Raw genomic sequence first — 18,728 nt, 5'->3', positions numbered from 1 at the left:
ACGACAATGTCTCTGATCGAAGAAATCGACTTCGGCACGCCGCGCGCCAAATCGGAAACGATGGTGACGCTGACCATCGACGGCAAGGAGATCTCGGTGCCCGAGGGCACCTCGATCATGCGCGCGGCGATGGAAGCCGGCCACCAGATCCCGAAGCTCTGCGCGACCGACATGGTCGATGCATTCGGCTCGTGCCGCCTCTGCCTCGTCGAGATCGAGGGCCGCGCCGGCACGCCGGCCTCCTGCACCACACCGGTGATGCCGGGCCTCGTCGTGCACACCCAGACCGACCGGCTGAAGAAGCTACGCAAGGGCGTGATGGAGCTCTACATCTCCGACCATCCGCTCGATTGCCTCACCTGCGGCGCCAACGGCGATTGCGAATTGCAGGATATGGCCGGCGCCGTCGGCCTGCGCGACGTGCGCTACGGCTATGAAGGTGAGAACCACGTCTTCGCCAAGACGGATGGCTGCACCAACGACAACTGGATGCCGAAAGACGAGTCCAACCCCTACTTCACCTACGATCCCTCCAAGTGCATCGTCTGCTCGCGCTGCGTCCGCGCCTGCGAGGAGGTGCAAGGCACCTTCGCGCTGACCATCTCCGGCCGCGGCTTCGACAGCCGCGTCTCGCCCGGCATGAGCGAAAGCTTCCTCGGCTCCGAATGCGTCTCCTGCGGCGCCTGCGTGCAGGCCTGCCCGACCGCGACACTGACGGAGAAATCGGTGATCGAGATCGGCCAGCCCGAACATTCGGTCGTGACCACCTGCGCCTATTGCGGCGTCGGCTGCGCCTTCAAGGCGGAGATGCGCGGCGAGGAAGTCGTGCGCATGGTGCCGTACAAGGACGGCAAGGCCAATCGCGGCCATTCCTGCGTCAAGGGCCGTTTCGCCTGGGGCTACACCAACCACAAGGAACGTATCCTCAAGCCGATGATCCGCGAACGGATCGAGGACCCCTGGCGCGAGGTGTCCTGGGACGAGGCGTTCTCCTTCGCCGCCGCCAGGATGCGCGGCATCCAAAAGAAGTACGGTCGCGACGCCATCGGCGGCATCACCTCGTCGCGCTGCACCAACGAAGAAACCTATCTGGTGCAGAAGCTGATCCGGGCCGGCTTCGGCAACAACAATGTCGATACCTGCGCACGCGTCTGCCATTCGCCGACCGGCTATGGCCTGTCGCAGACCTTCGGCACCTCGGCCGGCACCCAGGACTTCGACTCCGTGGAGAACACCGACGTCGCCGTCATCATCGGTGCCAATCCGGCCTCCGCCCACCCCGTCTTCGCCTCGCGCCTGAAGAAGCGGTTGCGCCAGGGTGCCAAGCTGATCGTGATCGATCCGCGCCGCACCGAGATGGTGGAATCGCCGCATGTGAAGGCGCTGCATCTGCCGCTGATGCCCGGCACCAACGTCGCGGTCGTGACCGCGCTGGCGCATGTCATCGTCACCGAGGGCCTCGTCGACGAAGCCTTCGTGCGCGAGCGCTGCGACTGGACCGAGTTCGAGGAATGGGCCGCCTTCGTCGCCCAGCCGAATAACAGCCCGGAAGCAACCGCGATCCTCACCGGCGTGGACCCCAAGGCGCTACGCGAAGCCGCCCGCATCTATGCCACCGGCGGCAACGGGGCGATCTACTACGGCCTCGGCGTCACCGAGCACAGCCAGGGTTCGACCACGGTGATCGCGATCGCCAACCTCGCGATGGCGACCGGCAATATCGGCCGTCCCGGCGTCGGCGTGAACCCGTTGCGCGGCCAGAACAACGTGCAGGGCTCCTGCGACATGGGCTCGTTCCCGCATGAGCTGCCAGGCTACCGCCACATCTCGGGCGATGCCGTGCGCGACCAGTTCGAGGCGCTCTGGAACGTCAAGCTCAACCCCGAGCCGGGCCTGCGCATCCCCAACATGTTCGATGCCGCGATCGAGGGCACGTTCATGGGCATCTATGTGCAGGGCGAGGACATCCTCCAGTCCGATCCCAACACCAAGCACGTCGTGGCGGCGCTGTCGTCGATGGAATGCGTCATCGTTCACGACCTCTTCCTGAACGAGACTGCGAACTACGCCCACGTCTTCCTGCCCGGCTCGAGCTTCCTTGAGAAGGACGGCACCTTCACCAACGCCGAACGCCGCATCCAGCGCGTGCGCAAGGTGATGACGCCGAAGAACGGCATGGCCGACTGGGAGGTCACCATCGGCCTTGCCAAGGCGATGGGCTTCGAGATGAACTACAGCCACCCGTCCGAGATCATGGACGAGATCGCGGCGCTGACGCCGACCTTCACCGGCGTGTCCTACGCCAAGCTCGACGAGCTCGGCTCGGTGCAGTGGCCGTGCAACGAGAAAGCGCCGGAGGGCACGCCGGTGATGCATATCGACGGCTTCGTCCGTGGCAAGGGCAAGTTCATCGTCACCGAATATGTCGCGACCGACGAGCGGACCGGCCCGCGCTTCCCGCTGCTGCTCACGACGGGGCGCATCCTCAGCCAGTACAATGTCGGCGCGCAGACCCGGCGCACCGATAACGTGGTCTGGCATGCCGAGGATCGGCTGGAGATCCACCCGCACGATGCCGAGCAGCGCGGCGTGCGCGACGGCGACTGGGTACGGTTGAAGAGCCGCGCCGGCGAGACCACGTTGCGCGCGGAGATCACCGATCGCGTCGCGCCAGGCGTCGTCTACACCACCTTCCACCACCCGGACACGCAGGCCAATGTCATCACGACGGAGTATTCGGACTGGGCCACCAACTGTCCCGAATACAAGGTCACGGCGGTGCAGATTTCGCCGTCGAACGGCCCGTCCGACTGGCAGAAGTCCTATGATGCGCAGGCGCGGCACTCCCGCCGCATCGCGCCTGCCGAAGCTGCGGAGTAACCGCATGCACGTGCCGGTTCAGGCTATCGACCGCGAGATCTGGCGCGACGGCGCGGCGTCCGAAGGGACGCGGCTGATCCCGGAGGAGACGCCGCTGGCGCTGACTTATAATGGCGGCACCTATGCCGTCATGATGGGGACGCCGCAGAACCTCGAAGACTTCGCCGTCGGCTTCAGCCTCAGCGAAGGCATCGTCGGATCGGTCGACGACATCCGCTCGCTCGAAATCGTCCGCCTCGACGACGGCATCGAGTTGCGCATGTGGCTTGCGCCGGACGAGGCCGCGCGCATCAGCGAACGGCGGCGTCATATCGCCGGCCCGACCGGCTGCGGCATCTGCGGCATCGAGTCCATTGCCGAAGCCGTGCGGCCTGCGGCCGTCGTGCCGCAGGTGCAGACCTTCACGCCCGAGCAGATCATGACGGCGATGCAGACCATCGCGCCGCTCCAATCGATCAACATGCAAACCCGCGCCGTTCACGCCGCCGCGTTCTGGTCCCCTGCCGGCAACATCGCCGCGCTGCGCGAGGATGTCGGCCGCCACAACGCGCTGGACAAGCTCGCAGGTGCGCTGGCGCGCAGCCGGACGGATGCGCGCGGCGGCATGGTGCTGCTGACGAGCCGCGTCTCGGTCGAGATGGTGCAGAAGACCGCCGCGATCGGCGCGCCGCTGATGGTCGCGGTCTCCGCGCCGACCGCGCTCGCGGTCCGCACGGCGGAAGCCGCCGGCATCACGCTGATCGCCATTGCCCGGCAAGACGGGTTCGAAGTGTTTACGCATGGCGGCCGCATCGTCGCCTGCCATGCCACGGAGGTTGCCGATGTCGCCTGACCGCCTGATCTACATGGCCAACCAGATCGGCAGGTTCTTTCAGAGCCAGGGCCATGACAAGGCCGTGCCGGGAATCGCCGAGCACATCAAGAAATTCTGGGATCCCCGAATGAAGCGCGCGATCTTCGCCCATCTCGACACGGGTGGCGCTGGCCTGGAGCCTAATGTCCGCGAGGCCATCACCTCGCTGAAGTCGGCGACGTCCCTTCCAGCAGCGCCCTGAACACGCGCCGCACCTCGCTCTGCGTCTCCTTCACACGCGCCTCCAGCGACGAGAAGTCCGGCGCATCGCCGGCGCGCGCCATCACGCGTTGGAGATCGGTGCCGGCGGTTTCCGGCTTGAAGCCGTCGCTGACGCAGAGCCGCAGGATCTGCGTCAGGTCGTGATAGAGCCGCGCTGCGGCACGCAGGATCTCGGCCTCCGACTGCGGCAGCACGCCGAGCCTGGCCGCATTGTCCAGCACCTGAAGCGTGCTGACGTCGAGAATATCCGGCTTGTGATGGGCATGCACGAGCTGGAGATATTGCGCGATGAAGTCGATGTCGATCATGCCGCCGGCGGCGTATTTGAGATCCCAATAATCGGTCTCGCCCTTCTCCTGGCCGATCGCGCGCCGCATGTCGGCGACGTCGTTGGCGATGATCGCAGGGTCGCGGCGGCGGGTCAGGACATCGCGGATGACGCGCGCGATCCGGTCGCCGAATTCAGGCGAAGCCGACACCACGCGCGCGCGCGTCAGCGCCATGTGCTCCCAGGTCCAGGCCTCGTTGGTCTGGTAATCCGCGAAGGAGGCAAGGCTCGAGGCCACCGGGCCGGCGCGCCCCGATGGGCGCAGCCGCATGTCGATCTCATAGAGCACGCCGTAATTGGTGCGCGTCGTGAAGGCGCTGATCAGGCGCTGGGTAAAGCGCGCGAAATAATGCGCGCCTTGAAGCGACTTCGGCCCATCCGAGTCCGGATTCTCGCTGTCGAAATCGTACAGCAGGATCAGGTCGAGATCGGACGAGGCGGTCATTTCGCGGCTGCCGAGCCGGCCCATCGCGATGATCGCCGTCTCCTGCCCCTTGATCCGGCCATGCTGGGCGGCAAAGCGATCGGCGACGAGGCCATGCACGGTGTGGACGATTCCTTCGGCGACGTCGGCAAAGGCCGTGCTCGCCTGCTGCGCCGAGACCGTGCCGGAGAGGATACGCGTGCCGATCAGGAACAGGCTCTCCTGCCCGAACAGGCGCAGGCGATCCAGGAACTCCTCATACGAGGCGGCATCCTGCACGGTGGCGGCGAGCCGCCCCGACAATTCCCGCCGGTCCGGCATCGCGCCGAAGAAGCGCGGATCGATCAGCCCGTCCATGAGCTGCGGCTGCCGCGCCAGCATCTCGCCGAGCCGCGGCGCCGCGCCCAGCACCAGCGCCACGAGCGCGACGAGATCGCGGTTCTGGCCAAGCAACGTGATCAGCCGGCCGCCACGCTGGAGCGCCCCAAGGAAATGATCGAACGCCACGACGGCGCGGTCCGGCTCCTCGCCGTGGGCGAGGCCGTCGATCAGGGCCGGCACGAATTCGATGAAGGCGCTTCGTGTCGCCCCATTGCGGAACACGCGATAGTCGCCGGTGATCCAGTCGCGCACCGTCTGCGCCACGGCGGCGGGCTTCTTGAAGCCGAGCGTCGTCAGGTGCTGGAGCAGGCGCGGATCGTCGGGACCTGCACTGTAGTCGAGCGCCGGCAGCTTTGCCGTGCCGGTCGGATCGTCGCCCTCGAACAGCTTCTCGTAGTGCCCCTGCACGATCTCGAGCTGCCGTAGCAGATCGCGGGCAAAGGCCTCGCGATCCGGATAGCCGAAGAACCGCGCAAAGCGCCCGACCGCCTCCTTGTCGTCGGGCAGCGCATGGGTCTGCTCGTCCGCGATCATCTGGAGGCGATGCTCGACCCGGCGGAGGAACTCGTACGCCCTGGTGAGCTCGTCACGCGCCGCGAGGGTGATCCATTTGCTGGCGGCAAGCACATCGAGCGCGGCGAGCGTCGGCCGCACCCGCAATTCCGGATGGCGGCCGCCGGCGATCAGCTGCTGGGTCTGCGCGAAAAACTCGATCTCGCGGATGCCGCCGCGACCGACCTTGACGTTGTGGCCTTCGACCGCGACCTCGCTCTGGCCGCGATAAGTCTGCATCTGCCGCTTCATGTCGTGCACGTCGGCAAGCGCGGCGAAATCGAGATGCTTGCGCCAGACGAAGGGGGCGATCTCGGCGAGCAGCGCCTCGCCTGCCCTGGCATCGCCGGCACAGGCGCGCGCCTTGATCATCGCGGCGCGCTCCCAGGTGCGCCCTTCCCGCTCGTAGTAATGCAGCGCGGCGTCCCGCGAGATCGCCACCTGCGTCGAGGACGGATCGGGGCGCAGCCGCAGATCGACGCGGAAGACGTAGCCGTCATAGGTGCGCTGCTGGAGAATGCGCGCCATGCCTTGCGTCACGCGGACGAAGAACGGCTGCGGCTCGATATCCGGCGCCAGCGTCGTGGCGTCAGGATCGAAGAACACGATGAGGTCGATGTCGCTGGAATAGTTCAGCTCGCCTGCACCCATCTTGCCCATCGCGAGCACGATCAGGCCGCTGCCCTCTTCCGGTGCCTCGGGATTGGGCGGGAAAAGTTTCCCACGTGCGGCTTCCTGCCGCAGCAGGTACTGAAGCGCCGCCTGCACGGAGGAGACCGCGACATCGGTCAGCGCCGCCGTCACCCGCATCACCGGCCAGACTCCGCCGATGTCGCACAGCGCGGTCAGAAGCGCCGCCTCCGCCTTCATGCGGCGAAGCAGCCGCATCACCTCGGCCTCGTCAGGTGCCGCGAGCACCGCACCTCTCGCCTCCGCGATCAGCGCGGCGAGATGAATATCCGGATCGCATTCGAGCAGCCGGATCAGGCGCAGCGGATCGGCGCGCACCAGATCGAACAGATAGGGCGAGAATTCCGCGATGCCGGCGAGGATATTCCGGGCGAAGGGATGAACCAGCAGCGCTTCGAGACGAGCCGATTGTGCCGGCTCGAGCGCGGCCAGCCAGTCTTCGAAGCGTCGTTCGTCGGTTGTGGAAGCGGCAATATGGGGAGCCTCCACGAAGCGCGCGGCCAGGCTCTCACCATGCTTGTCCGCGTTTCCCGGCGCGGAGTGGTTCATGCCACCTTCTGTGGCACATCCGGTATTGGAGGAGCAACCCTGTCGCCCGCGCCCACACGCGCCGGCAGCACCAGCGTGGCGACGAGGCCGGGATGGGCATCGCCCAGCCGCAATTCTCCGCCATGCAATGTGGCAACCGCGGCGGCGAGGCTGAGGCCGAGGCCGGAGCCCGGCAGCGTGCGGCTGGCCTCCAGCCGCACGAATCGTTCGACGGCGTGCTTGCGATCGGCTTCGGGAATACCGGGGCCGCGATCGGTGACGCTGAGCAGCACCTGGTCGCCCTCGCGCCTGGCCTCGATGAGGATCTGCCCAGAGTCCATGCTGACCACGGTTCCACCGGTCTGCGCGACCGGCTTGCCGTATTTGATCGCGTTCTCGACCAGATTGGCGAGCGCCTGGCTGATCAATTCGCGGTTGGCGTGAACCGGCGTCGGCTCGCATTTGACCTTCAAGGTCATGCCGTCGTCTTCAGCCAGGGGCTCGTAGAGCTCGTGGATGCCGCCTGCGACCTCGGCGGCATCGAAATCGTCCATGTTGCCGCGCGCCTGGCCGGACTCGGCGCGCGCGATCATCAGCAGCGCGTTGAAAGTGCGGATCAGCCCGTCCGATTCCTCGATGGTCCGCTCCAGCGCGGCGCGATAGTCGGCCTCGCAGCCGGATTTCGCCAACGCCTCCTCGGCGCGGTTGCGCAAGCGTGTCAGCGGCGTCTTGAGATCGTGGGCGATATTGTCGGAGACCTCCTTCAGCCCCGCCATCAGCGCCTCGATGCGCTCCAGCATGGCATTGAGGTTCTCGGCGAGGCGGTCGAGCTCGTCGCCGCTGCGCCCCACCGGCAGGCGCTCGCTGAGATCGCCGGTCATGATGCGATGCGCCGTGCCGCTCATCGCGTCGATGCGCCTCAGCACCCTGCGCGCGACGAAGACGCCGCCGCCGAGCCCGAGCACGACCACGATCAGGATCGACCATTGCGCGGCCTTGGCGACGATGCCGAACAGGCGCCGCCGCTCGGCGAGGTCGCGGCCGATCAGAAGCCGGAAGCCGTTCTCCAGTTCGGTGACGCGCACGAGCGCACGATGGTCGCGGTCATCCGCGTCCTCGATGCGCCGGTAAGCGGTTTCCGTCCAGCCGCGCGTCGCCATCACACCGGGCGCGAGCGAGCCGACATTGCCGGCGATCGCCTGCCCCGTCGGCGTGGTCACGAGATAGAGGTTGGCGCCGGGCCGCAGCGCCCGGTATTCGATCGCCAGCACCAGGCCGCGCAAGCCGCGACGGCCGTAGATCTCGTTGATCTCCGAGGTCTCCGCATTCACCGTCTGCGTGATTTCCTCGGTGATCAGCCGGCGCGTATTCCAGGCGAAATAGGCCAGCAGCGAGGCTGCGAACATCGCGAACAGCAGCAAATAGACCAGCGTCAGCCGGAACGCCGTGGTGCGGACGAGTTTACCGAATGCCGTCACGGATCATGTACCCGGCGCCGCGGATCGTGTGCAGCAGCGGCCGCTCGAATCCCTTGTCGATCTTGGAGCGCAGCCGCGAAATGTGCACGTCGATCACGTTGGTCTGCGGATCGAAATGATAGTCCCAGACGTTCTCCAGCAGCATGGTGCGCGTCACCACCTGGCCCGCATGCTTCATGAGGTATTCGAGCAGACGGAATTCGCGCGGCTGAAGCGTCAACTCGTCCTTGCCGCGGGCGACGCGATGGGAGAGCCGGTCGAGCTCGAGATCGCCGACACGATAGAGCGTGTCCTCGGCCGGGCCGCCGCGGCGGCGCGACAGCACCTCGACCCGCGCCAGGAGCTCGGCGAACGAATAGGGCTTTGGCAGGTAATCGTCGCCGCCGGCGCGCAGGCCCTTGATGCGGTCGTCGACCTGCCCGAGCGCGGAGAGAATCAGCACCGGCGCGGTATTGCCCTTGTCGCGCAGCGCGCCGATCAGCGACAGGCCGTCGCGCTTGGGCAGCATGCGGTCGACCACCAGCACGTCGTAATCGCCGCTCTCGGCCATGGCGAGGCCTTCCTCGCCGTCGGCGGCGTGGTCGGCAATGTGTCCGACTTCGCGAAACGCCTTCACGAGGTAGTCGGCGGATTCGCGGTCGTCTTCAATGATGAGGAGGCGCATCGTGCGTTCGGCGGCGGTCAAGGAGGTCACCTTCTCTAAACATGGCGCGAGCGGCAATCGCATGCAAGCCGAGTGGGAGAGTCTCGGGTCGAGAAAAAGGCGGGCGGTGAAGCTGGGGGGACCTCACCGCCCTAGGCCTTCCGACGGAGGGGGGCGTAATTCCACCGGAAGGTAGACTGGGGAAGCGAATGCTACGCTGCTCCCCCGAAGGGCGCCGGCGGCTGGGGCGACTGATGCCGGGCGACACCCTTCATTGCGTAGGCCTCCTGAGGGTTACCCCTTGGCGAGGGGAATTGCGACGAAGCGCGACTGGCCGCCACTCTTCACGCGCATCAGGACGCTGTTCTTGCTGTCGGTCCGCGCCGTGTTGATGGCGTCGCGGACATCGCCGGCGGTGCTCACGCTCTTGCCGCCGACTTCGAGAATCACGTCGCCTTCCTTGAAGCCGCGTTCGGCCGCGGCGCTCTTCGGATCGACTTCGGTAACCACGACGCCTTCCTTGCCGGCGCCGGCCACGGAATTCGCGGGCGCAACGGTCATGCCGAGCTTGGGCACGTCGGTACCCTTGCTCGCACCCTTGCCGCTGTCATTGTCGGTGTCGGCCTTGGCCTCGACCGTGTTCGGCAGCTGGCCCAGGGTGAGGTTCACGACCTTGTCCTGGCCCTTGTGCAGCACGTTGAGCTTCACGGTCGCGCCGGGGGCCAAGCCGCCAATGGTGCGGGCGAGCTCGCGGGCATCCTTGACGGATTCGCCGTTGACCGAGGTGATCACGTCGCCGGACTCGATGCCGGCCTTCGCGGCCGGACCGTTCGCCTGCGGCTCCGCCACCAGCGCGCCTTCAGCCTTCTTCATGCCGAGGCTGTCGGCGATATCGGACGTCACCGGCTGGATCTGCACGCCGATCCAGCCGCGGCTGACCGAGCCCTTGTCCTTGAGCTGGGCAACGACCGTCTTCACGGTGGAGGCGGGGATCGAGAACGCGATGCCGACGCTGCCGCCGGAGGGCGAGTAGATCGCGGTGTTGACGCCCATCACTTCGCCATTGGTGTCGAAAGCGGGACCGCCGGAATTGCCCTTGTTCACGGGCGCGTCGATCTGGATGAAATCGTCATAGGGACCGTTGCCGATGTCGCGGCCGCTGGCCGAGACGATGCCGGCGGTCACGGTGCCCCCGAGGCCAAAGGGATTGCCGACCGCGAGCACCCAGTCGCCGATCCGCGGCTTGGCGTCGGCAAGCTTGGCGAACGGGAAGTTCGAGCCGCCCTCGACCTTGATCAGGGCGAGGTCGGTGCGCTGGTCGGTGCCGATCACCTTGGCGGTATAGGTCTTGCCGTCGTCGGTGGTGACCTCGACCTTGTCGGCGCCGTCGACCACGTGGTTATTGGTCACGGCAAAGCCGTCGGCCGAGATGAAGAAGCCGGAGCCCTGGCCCTGCACGACGCGGCCACGGCCGCCGCCCTTCAGACCGGGGATGCCGTCCGGACCGCCGAAGCGGCGGAAGAAGCGCTCCATCGGCGAGCCCGGCTGGAACGGCGAGGAGGAATCATCGCCGTCATCGTTGCTGGCGGTCTTCTCCTTGATGTTGACCTTCACCGAGATCACCGACGGCTTCACGCGCTCGACGATGTCGGCGAAACCGACCGGGCGCTCGACCTTCCGGACCTCGTTGTTGACCTGCGCATGCGCCGGGCTGGAGAACAGGTCGGCCGGCGACACCGACGGGCTGAAGCCGTAGACGGCGGCGCCGAAGCCGGCGACGACCGAGGCCATCAGCGCGATCTTGCGCGCGGAGAAGACCGACCGGCGCGGCTGCCGGTAGGAGGGAAGGTTCGAAAGGTCGGGACGTTCGGTCATGCAGAGATCTCCAGGGCCTTGAAATCGATTTGGTGCCGGATGCCAGCACCTTGCGGACCTGAAGATGGGGACTCCCGCCTTACCGCGCGCTGGCGGCTGGGTTAAACTTTCGTAATGAAGGGGGCGATGCCGATGCGGCAGTTTAGCGCAGACCGAAAGTTGTGGTCTTACAGGAACTTATTCGAGTTCCGGTGACCGGCCCCGGGGCGGGGTTTTTGGCGATTTTAGCCCGCCCTGACGCTGACGATGAACTCGTCGACTTCACGCTTCAGGGTCTCGGCCTGCTGCGACAGATCGACGGCGGAATCCCGGGCCTCGGCCGCCATGCGACCGGTCTCGGCGGAGGTGGAGGTGATCTGGACGATGTGATTGGACACCTCGCGCGTACCGCGCGCGGCGTCCTGGACGCTGCGCGTGATGTCCTGGGTGGCGTTGCGCTGCCGGGCGGTGTCGACCTCGATGCCGGACATGATCGACGAGATCTCCGACAGCGTCTTCGAGATGCCGTCGATCGCCGCGCGTGTCTCTGCGGTGATGCCCTGGATGCTGGCGACATGGGAGGTGATCTCCTCCGTCGCCTTGCTGGTCTGGTGCGCGAGGCTCTTCACCTCGGAGGCGACGACGGCAAACCCCTTGCCGGCCTCCCCTGCCCGCGCCGCCTCGATGGTGGCGTTGAGCGCCAGCAGGTTGGTCTGCGATGCGATCGCCTGCACGAGTTGCACGACCTCGCCGATCTTGTCGGCGGCATCCGACAGCGTGTGGATGGTGTCGCGGCTCTTCTCGGCTTGCGCTGCCGCGCCCTCGGCGCGCTGGGTCGCATCGGTGACGCGGCGGCTGATCGTGCCGATCGAATTCGTCATCTCCTCGGCGGAGCCCGCGACCGTCTGGACGCTGGCGCTGGCCTGGCTCGCTCCGCTCGCCACCGCACTCGCCTTGGTGCTGGTGTCGTTGGCCGTCCGCGACAGCGTCTCGGCATTGCTCTTCAGATGCACGGCCGACGAGGCCACGCTGTCGACGACGCTGGCGACGAGATCGTTGAAGCGCTTGATCCGGTCGTCGAGGAATGTCGACCGCTCGGCCTGGTGCTGCGCTTCATGCAATTGCCGCTCCGTGAGGCGGCGCCGTTCGAGCCCATTGGTCTTGAAGACCTCCAGCGCGCCGGCGAGCAGGCCGATCTCGTTGGTGCCGCCGAGCCCGGGCACGGGCGTTTCGAACTTCTGGTCGGCGACCTCGCGCATGGCATGCACGATCGCCGCCAAGGGACTGAGGATGCCGTTGCGCACGGCAAACCAGGTCGTGAGGCAGATCGCGCAGGCGACGACCGCGATCACGCCGCAGGCGATCAGGAAATAGGAGAATGCGGCCTGCGCCTGCTGGTAGATCTGCATCGCGTGATCGCGCGCGGGCCCGCTCAGCGCAGCAAAGTCCGACGACAGGCTGGTGATCTCGTTGTTGAGATAGAGCACCGCGACGAATCCGGTGCCGCCGCCGATGCCCAGCAGGAACAATAATGCAGCGACGACGGCGCCGACAAGGAAGCGGATCGTCAGATTGCTGTTCGTGAACATCGCTGAGGACTCAAACGTCTGGAATCGAATTTCGCGACAAGCTTCCAGACAAAGGTCAACAGAGCATGAAACACGCAGCGCCAGACGGCCTACGTATCATTACGTAAGCCGGGACGACTTGAAGCAGCTAGGACGGCTTCGTCTCGTCCGACATCAATGCCGCGAGCCTCGCCTCTTCATCGGGCGTGAGCGGCGGCGCAGGTAGGTCTGCACCGCTCCGCGCGCGGCGCCGGATTTGCAGCCACAGCGCCAGGCCGCCCCCCGTCAGCAGCAATGGCCCGAGCAACCACAGCAGCATGGTCTGCCGCTCGAAGCGCGGCTTGAGCAGCACGAACTCGCCATAGCGCGCGACCAGGAAGTCGAGCACCTGCGAGTTGCTGTCGCCGGCCGCGATGCGCTCGCGCACCAGGAGCCGCAGGTCGCGCGCCAGCGGCGCATCGGAATCGTCGATCGACTGGTTCTGGCAGACCATGCAGCGCAGCTCGCGCGACAGGTCGCGCGCGCGCGCCTCTTTCGCCGGATCCGACATGATCTCGTCGGGCTGCACGGCATGCACCGCAGGCGAAGCGAGCAGCGCAAGCGCGACGAACGCGGCCATCATCCAGCGCATCGGATCACTCCGCCGGCTGCAGGCGCTGCTTGGCCCGCGCCGGTTTTGGCGCGCCGACCCGCAGGCGGCGGTCGGACAGCGACAGCACGCCGCCGAAGGCCATCAGCACCGGCCCCCACCAGATCAGCAGCACCAGCGGCTTGTGATAGATGCGCACCGCAATCGCGCCCTCGGCGTTGGCATCGCCCAGCGAGATGTAGAGCTGGCTCGCACCGCGGGTCAGCAGCGCGGCCTCCGTGGTGGAGGAGCCGCGGGTGGTGAAGCTACGCTTGGACGGCGTCATGACGCTCAGCGCCTCACCGTTGCGGCTGACGTTGAACTCGGCGATCATCTCGCGGTAGTTCGGACCCTGACGCTGAAACAACCCGTCGAGCTTGACGTCGTAGCCGGCGACATGAGCGACGTCGCTCTGCTTCATCGTCGCGATGTATTCGCTGTTCCAGGTGGCCTCGCAGACGATCCCGATCAGCGCGACGCCGAGGCCGGCATGCGCCAACGCCGCGCCCCAGGCCGAGCGCGGCAGGCCGCGCGCCCGGTGCAGCACCGTCGCGAACGGCAGACGAACCAGGCCGGTCCGCTCGACCAGATCGGTGACGGCGCCGGCGATGACGAAGACGCCGAGCCCGATCGCGAGCGGTGCGAGCGCGCTGCCACCACGCGTCCAGGCCCAGACGATCGCGACGACGACGAGCCCGGCAACGCCAGCCGCGAGCAGGCGCTGGGTGACGCCGAGCAGATCGCCGCGCTTCCACGCCAGCATCGGCCCGAACGGCACGGCGAGCAGCAGCAGGGTAAACAGCGGTGCAAAGGTGAGGTTGTAGAACGGCGCGCCGACCGACATCTTGAAATCGGCGAGCATCTCCATCGCCAGCGGATAGAGCGTGCCGAACAGCACGACCGCGCAGGCGACGGTCAGCAGCAGATTGTTCAGCACCAGCGCGCCCTCGCGCGAGATCGGCGCGAACAGGCCGCCCTGCTTCAACGACGTCGCGCGGCCCGCGAACAACGACAGGCTGCCGCCGATGAACAGGCAGAGGATCAGCAGGATGAACACGCCGCGGGTCGGATCGGTGGCAAAGGCATGCACGGAGGTGATGACGCCGGACCGCACCAGGAAGGTGCCGAGCAGCGACAGCGAGAAGGTCAGGATCGACAACAGGATGGTCCAGACCTTCAGCGCGTTGCGCTTCTCCATCACCAGCGCCGAATGGAGCAGCGCGGTGCCGGCAAGCCACGGCATCAGCGAGGCGTTCTCGACCGGATCCCAGAACCACCAGCCGCCCCAGCCGAGTTCGTAATAGGCCCAGTAGGAACCCATCGCGATGCCGAGCGTCAGGAAGATCCACGCAACCAGCGTCCACGGCCGCACCCAGCGCGCCCAGGCGGCGTCGATCCGTCCCTCCATCAGCGCCGCGATGGCAAAGGAGAACGAGATCGAGAAACCGACATAGCCGAGATAAAGCATCGGCGGATGCACGGCGAGACCGATGTCCTGCAGCACCGGATTGAGATCGCGTCCCTCGATCGGCGGGCTGGCGATACGCAGGAACGGGTTCGAGGTCACCAGGATGAAGAGATAGAAGGCGCTGGCGATCCAGGCCTGCACGGCGAGCACATGCGCGCGCAGCGACAGCGGAAGGTTGTTGCCGAACGCCGCGACCAATCCGCCGAACAGCGCCAGGATCGACACCCACAGCAGCATCGAGCCTTCATGGTTTCCCCACACGCCGGTGATCTTGTAGAGCAGCGGCTTCATGGAGTGGGAATTCTCGTAGACGTTGGCAACGGAGAAATCCGAATTCACATGCAGCATTACCAGCGCCACGAACGAGGCGCCGACGAACAGCAGCTGCGCCAGCGCGGTGGAGCGCGCCACGTTCATCAACGCATCGTCGCGCAGCCGCGCGCCGATCAGCGGCACGATGGATTGGATCAGTGCCAGCCCGAGCGCCAGCACCAGCGCGTAATGCCCGGATTCCGCGATCACCGCACCGCTCCTTGCGGGTTGCCCTGCGCTGCCGTGGCCGCAGGCTTGACGCCATCAGAAGCCTTGCCGCCGTAATCGTCCTTCCAGTGCCCCTGCTTCTTCAGGGCATCTGCGACGTCCTTGGGCATGTAGGTCTCGTCGTGCTTGGCAAGCACGGTGTCGGCCTTGAACACGCCGTTGGCATCGAGCGCGCCTTCGGCGACAACGCCCTGCCCTTCGCGGAACAGGTCGGGCAGGATGCCCTTGTAGGCGACCGGCAGCTTGGCGTTGCCGTCGGCGACCTCGAAGCTCACCGCGAGATTGTCGCCACGCTGGAGCGAGCCCGGCTGCACCAGGCCGCCGAGACGAAACCTCTTGCCGGCCTGAACGTGCTTCTCGGCGACCATGGTCGGAGTCGAGAAAAACACGATGGAGTCGCGAAGTGCGTTCAGCACCAGCGCGGCGGCGAGCGCGAGCACGGCGAGCGAGCCGCCGATGATGGTCATGCGTCGCTGCTTGCGGGTCATGGCGTATCCGTTCTCCGCTCGTCTCGTCCTGACATCGTCATCCGTCGAGCCCGAGTGTTTTGAGGCCTTCGTTGAGCTGGCGGAGCCGTTCGCCATCCTTGGCGACCGCTTGACGGGCATCGCTCGATGCGCCGACCGCCTTGTCGCGATCGCCCATCACGAGATAAGCGCGCACCAGGCGCAACCAGCCGTCGACATCGTCGCCGTTCTGCTTCAAGCGCGTCGCCAGACGTTCGACCATGCCGCGGACCATGGCGCCGCGATCGCCCTCGCTCATGTCCTTGGAGGCTGCAACGGTCTCGTCCGACAGTGCCGGCATCGTGCCGCCGCCGACCCGCGCCAGCGAGGACTGCACCAGGGGCCGCCACGGCGCATCCGCCGGAGCCTTGACCAGCAGCGCGCGCCAGATGGTGGCGGCCTCGTCCTTGCGGCCGTCCTGCTCGGCGGCGAGACCGAGGAAGTAGTTCGCCTTGGGATCGTCCGCGTCCAGGGCATGCGCGCGCTCGAACTCGGTCTTGGCCTCGGCGGTCACCACGCCGCCCGCAGCGGCCGAGATTGCTTCGCCGAGATCGGATCTGCGCTCCGGGCTCTCACCATTGTAGGTGAGCGAGTTGCGATAGGCCCGCACGGCATCGTCGAAGCGGCCGAGCCGCTGCAGCACCGGCGCGAGCACGTTCCAGCCGCGTCCGTCGGCCGGATTCTTTTCCAGATGTTGCTCGACCTGCACGACGAGGTTCTCCAGCGATCGCGCCATGCCGGAACCGGACCCGCGCTCCCGCTGCGCCAGCGGAAAGTCCTGAAGCCGGGGTGAGCCGAGCGGCATGTAGACGCCGATCGCAACGAGCGGCAGACCGACAAGCGCCAATACGGCTGCCGTGCGGCGCCATTTGAGGCTCGATGTCGGCTCCGACACGGTCTCGCTGCTGGCGGCAGCGAGCAGCCTGCGGCTGATCTCGACACGCGCAGCCTCGGCTTCAGGCGCAGCGATCAGTCCCGAGGCAAGGTCACGCTCGATCTCGGTCAACTGGTCCTTGTAGACGACGACCTCGCTGCCCTGATTTTGCGCGCGCGCGCTGCGGCCGAGCGGCCAGAGCACGGCGAAAATCGCCGCGACCGTCATCAGCGCGAACACGAACCATAACGTCATCTGGCAAGCTTCCGGCAGCGCTATCCGCGCCCATAGGTCGCTTTACACCACGGCTGGACGATGCGGCAATTGACAATTATCAATCTGGCGCGACCGGCCACAGCCCCGAAACGGCGGAAATCCAACGGCTTAGCCGATCTCGAAGTCCGCGCTCCGAGCGGCGTCCTCGCCGTGACCGTTGAAGGCCTTCAGGAAGTATGTTCCCGGCTCGACGGCGTCAGGCAATCTGATGCGCAACGCTCCGACCGGAACCGGAGACGCAACCCTCGTGACCGTTTCAGACAGTTGCCGACCGCTTACCTTCTCGACCAGCACCACCTTCGCGCCGACCATCAGTCTTTGATATTTGGCAACAATGACGCGGTTCTCGATTTCGATGGAGCTGATAACGGGTTTCATGCGCCCACAAATAGAAATTCCCCGGACTTGCACCGGGACCGTAGGGCTCGTCACCGGTAGCGTCAACTACAAATTGTGGTTGCAAAATATGCGCTTGGATCAGCTTGCGCGCGACGATTTGCGCTCGCCCGTGAGTGCGTTCTCCGCGGCGCGGCTCATCAGCGACGCGTAGTCATCGCCGAACAGCACCTGGCAGAAGCGAATCGCGGCCTGCACCTGCTGCTGCCGATAGGCGCGGACCTTGTGATCGGCGGCGCGTAGCGCCTGCACCAGTTGCTCGGTCGAGCGCTCGACATATTGCTGCAGGTCGGAATAGGTGCGCAGTGTCACCTCGTTGATCGCGAGCTCGCTGGCGTAGTTGCGGCAGGTCGCGACGAAATCGATCAGCGCCGCGGTTTCCTCCACCTCGGTGCTGTCGATCCGCGCGCCCGGCGGAATGTCCTTCTCGGGGCGCTGGCGCAGGATGCGGCGAACGCGGCCGGGAACGCTGTCGATCTCGGATTGCAGGGCATTGGAGATATCGGCCCGGATCGAGGTCAGCTGCTTGCCCCACGCGGAATCGTTGCGCAGGTCGAGTTCGGTGCGCAGGCCGCGCACGCCGTCATGCAGCGCCTTGAGATTGTCGGCGACGTTGTCGAAATGGCCGCGCTTGATGTCCATGCGCAGGATCGCGGCCACGCAGGACAGATCGTGCAGCGCGATCGTGACGGCGACGCCATAGGGCGTTGCCGCCACGCGGATCTCGTCGTCCGATGCGGCAATCTTGATGGCGAGGCGGATGATCTGCCACGGCGCGGTCATGCGCTGCACGACGATCGACAGCGCGAAGGGCAGCATCTGCGGCGTCTGGAGGACGGGGATGTTGAGCGCTGACGACACCGAGGCGATCTGGGAGTCGCCGAAGGCGCGCAGGAAGCGCGGCAGCTTCTCGTTCAGGGTGGCGATGGCGTCCCGGACCTGGAGCACCGCCCCGACCGAATAGAGGTCCTCGATCACGTTGGGCGGGCCGACGCGGGCCAGCGCACGCGACTTGTCGCCGCCGCCCGGTCCGGTCAGCTGGACGATGGCGTCCGCCGCCACCGTCTGGAGCTTCTGGGCGAGCGCTTCGACCTGCCCCGCGCTGTCGGCAGCCGGCATGCGCGCCAGCGTCGCCTCGAATTCGTTCACCTTGTCCGGCGCGCCGTCACGGCCGAGCCATTGCCAGATCGGATGCAGCGAGGAGCGGCGGATCTGTCCGACCCGGATCGGAGCGCCCGCCTCGACGAGGAACGGTTCCAGCACCTGGAACAGGAGGCGCGACAGGTCGTCCGTGCGCGGTGGCGGGGTTTCGTCGGCTTCCGTCTTGCGGACGATCTTGCGCAGCTGCTCGAGCACGAGGGTCGCCACGGCCGTGTCCTGGCCACGCTCGAGCGCGCGCTCGAACTCCCGCATCAGCAGCGCCTGCGACTGCGGCGGGAGCTGCGCGAGATATTCCCTCAGCCGCTCGATCGATGTCTGGCTCATGCGCCCGGGTAATGCACGGTAAAGTGGCGGACATGGGATGCGTCCGGGGCGCGATCATAGGAGACTGCGCCTTAAGAAGCCGTTGAGGACGTTGGCCCGAATCCTCCCGTTTGCTTGCGGATCGGCGGTTCCGGAGCCAAAAAATCCTGTTGGA

At 66.5% G+C, this 18,728-nt stretch carries 14 protein-coding genes; 3 read left to right on the top strand and 11 right to left on the bottom strand.

What is annotated here, in order from left to right; genetic code table 11:
- Positions 1 to 6 precede the first annotated feature (6 nt).
- The 3 genes from fdhF to XI08_RS25800 are packed head-to-tail and all read left to right on the top strand — an operon-like array spanning position 7 to position 3,935.
- Positions 7 to 2,880, top strand: a complete 2,874-nt coding sequence (gene fdhF, locus XI08_RS25810; protein WP_271576513.1) for a formate dehydrogenase subunit alpha — start codon at positions 7 to 9, stop codon at positions 2,878 to 2,880.
- Positions 2,881 to 2,884: 4 nt separating this feature from the next.
- Entirely contained in the window at positions 2,885 to 3,712 is an 828-nt protein-coding gene (gene fdhD / locus XI08_RS25805; protein ID WP_271576512.1) for a formate dehydrogenase accessory sulfurtransferase FdhD, read from the top strand.
- Complete coding sequence (locus tag XI08_RS25800) at positions 3,702 to 3,935, top strand: formate dehydrogenase subunit delta (RefSeq protein ID WP_271576511.1); 234 nt, start codon at positions 3,702 to 3,704, stop codon at positions 3,933 to 3,935. Before fdhD ends, XI08_RS25800 begins: the two co-directional genes overlap by 11 nt.
- On the opposite strand, the gene XI08_RS25795 is transcribed toward XI08_RS25800, so the two are convergent.
- From XI08_RS25795 to XI08_RS25745, 11 genes are all read right to left on the bottom strand, one after another.
- A complete protein-coding gene (locus XI08_RS25795; RefSeq protein ID WP_271576510.1) occupies positions 3,892 to 6,879 on the bottom strand; it encodes a bifunctional [glutamine synthetase] adenylyltransferase/[glutamine synthetase]-adenylyl-L-tyrosine phosphorylase in 2,988 nt (995 codons plus the stop codon). The genes XI08_RS25800 and XI08_RS25795 overlap by 44 nt on opposite strands.
- On the bottom strand, positions 6,876 to 8,336 hold the full coding sequence (locus tag XI08_RS25790) for a sensor histidine kinase (protein WP_271576509.1): 1,461 nt from the start codon (positions 8,334 to 8,336) through the stop codon (positions 6,876 to 6,878). The genes XI08_RS25795 and XI08_RS25790 overlap by 4 nt, the downstream gene beginning before the upstream one ends.
- Positions 8,320 to 9,000, bottom strand: coding sequence for a response regulator transcription factor (locus XI08_RS25785; RefSeq protein WP_035965648.1), 681 nt, complete (start codon positions 8,998 to 9,000; stop codon positions 8,320 to 8,322). Before XI08_RS25785 ends, XI08_RS25790 begins: the two co-directional genes overlap by 17 nt.
- A 273-nt stretch (positions 9,001 to 9,273) precedes the next feature.
- Positions 9,274 to 10,854 (bottom strand): Do family serine endopeptidase, encoded by a 1,581-nt coding sequence (locus XI08_RS25780; protein WP_271576508.1) that lies wholly within the window; start codon positions 10,852 to 10,854, stop codon positions 9,274 to 9,276.
- Between the two features lie 224 nt (positions 10,855 to 11,078).
- Positions 11,079 to 12,422 carry a methyl-accepting chemotaxis protein gene (locus XI08_RS25775; protein WP_271576507.1) on the bottom strand — a complete coding sequence of 448 codons (1,344 nt, stop codon included), beginning with the start codon at positions 12,420 to 12,422 and terminating at the stop codon, positions 11,079 to 11,081.
- Between the two features lie 127 nt (positions 12,423 to 12,549).
- Complete coding sequence (locus XI08_RS25770) at positions 12,550 to 13,032, bottom strand: cytochrome c-type biogenesis protein (protein WP_271576506.1); 483 nt, start codon at positions 13,030 to 13,032, stop codon at positions 12,550 to 12,552.
- Positions 13,033 to 13,036: 4 nt separating this feature from the next.
- Positions 13,037 to 15,019, bottom strand: a complete 1,983-nt coding sequence (locus XI08_RS25765; RefSeq protein WP_271576505.1) for a heme lyase CcmF/NrfE family subunit — start codon at positions 15,017 to 15,019, stop codon at positions 13,037 to 13,039.
- Positions 15,016 to 15,525 carry a cytochrome c maturation protein CcmE gene (gene ccmE / locus XI08_RS25760; protein WP_271576504.1) on the bottom strand — a complete coding sequence of 170 codons (510 nt, stop codon included), beginning with the start codon at positions 15,523 to 15,525 and terminating at the stop codon, positions 15,016 to 15,018. The genes XI08_RS25765 and ccmE overlap by 4 nt, the downstream gene beginning before the upstream one ends.
- Positions 15,526 to 15,562: 37 nt before the next feature.
- Entirely contained in the window at positions 15,563 to 16,672 is a 1,110-nt protein-coding gene (ccmI, locus tag XI08_RS25755; protein ID WP_271576503.1) for a c-type cytochrome biogenesis protein CcmI, read from the bottom strand.
- A 129-nt stretch (positions 16,673 to 16,801) separates the two neighbouring features.
- Complete coding sequence (locus XI08_RS25750) at positions 16,802 to 17,071, bottom strand: hypothetical protein (protein ID WP_271576502.1); 270 nt, start codon at positions 17,069 to 17,071, stop codon at positions 16,802 to 16,804.
- Between the two features lie 99 nt (positions 17,072 to 17,170).
- Positions 17,171 to 18,574, bottom strand: a complete 1,404-nt coding sequence (locus XI08_RS25745) for a hypothetical protein (RefSeq protein ID WP_027547243.1) — start codon at positions 18,572 to 18,574, stop codon at positions 17,171 to 17,173.
- Positions 18,575 to 18,728 lie beyond the last annotated feature (154 nt).

This window comes from Bradyrhizobium sp. CCBAU 11361 (genome assembly GCF_028128935.1).
Taxonomy (GTDB): Bacteria; Pseudomonadota; Alphaproteobacteria; order Rhizobiales; family Xanthobacteraceae; genus Bradyrhizobium; species Bradyrhizobium niftali.
Note: the sequence above shows the minus strand (reverse complement) of the source record. Positions and strands in the feature narration are given on the sequence as shown.

What these genes read in the sequence shown, in the direction of transcription:
- fdhF (WP_271576513.1), top strand. Translation starts at nt 7, where the DNA reads ATGTCTCTGATCGAAGAAATCGACTTCGGCACGCCGCGCGCCAAATCG.
- fdhD (WP_271576512.1), top strand. Translation starts at nt 2,885, where the DNA reads ATGCACGTGCCGGTTCAGGCTATCGACCGCGAGATCTGGCGCGACGGC.
- XI08_RS25800 (WP_271576511.1), top strand. Translation starts at nt 3,702, where the DNA reads ATGTCGCCTGACCGCCTGATCTACATGGCCAACCAGATCGGCAGGTTC.
- XI08_RS25795 (WP_271576510.1), bottom strand. Translation starts at nt 6,879, where the DNA reads ATGAACCACTCCGCGCCGGGAAACGCGGACAAGCATGGTGAGAGCCTG.
- XI08_RS25785 (WP_035965648.1), bottom strand. Translation starts at nt 9,000, where the DNA reads ATGCGCCTCCTCATCATTGAAGACGACCGCGAATCCGCCGACTACCTC.
- XI08_RS25780 (WP_271576508.1), bottom strand. Translation starts at nt 10,854, where the DNA reads ATGACCGAACGTCCCGACCTTTCGAACCTTCCCTCCTACCGGCAGCCG.
- XI08_RS25775 (WP_271576507.1), bottom strand. Translation starts at nt 12,422, where the DNA reads ATGTTCACGAACAGCAATCTGACGATCCGCTTCCTTGTCGGCGCCGTC.
- XI08_RS25770 (WP_271576506.1), bottom strand. Translation starts at nt 13,032, where the DNA reads ATGCGCTGGATGATGGCCGCGTTCGTCGCGCTTGCGCTGCTCGCTTCG.
- ccmE (WP_271576504.1), bottom strand. Translation starts at nt 15,525, where the DNA reads ATGACCCGCAAGCAGCGACGCATGACCATCATCGGCGGCTCGCTCGCC.
- ccmI (WP_271576503.1), bottom strand. Translation starts at nt 16,672, where the DNA reads ATGACGTTATGGTTCGTGTTCGCGCTGATGACGGTCGCGGCGATTTTC.
- XI08_RS25750 (WP_271576502.1), bottom strand. Translation starts at nt 17,071, where the DNA reads ATGAAACCCGTTATCAGCTCCATCGAAATCGAGAACCGCGTCATTGTT.
- XI08_RS25745 (WP_027547243.1), bottom strand. Translation starts at nt 18,574, where the DNA reads ATGAGCCAGACATCGATCGAGCGGCTGAGGGAATATCTCGCGCAGCTC.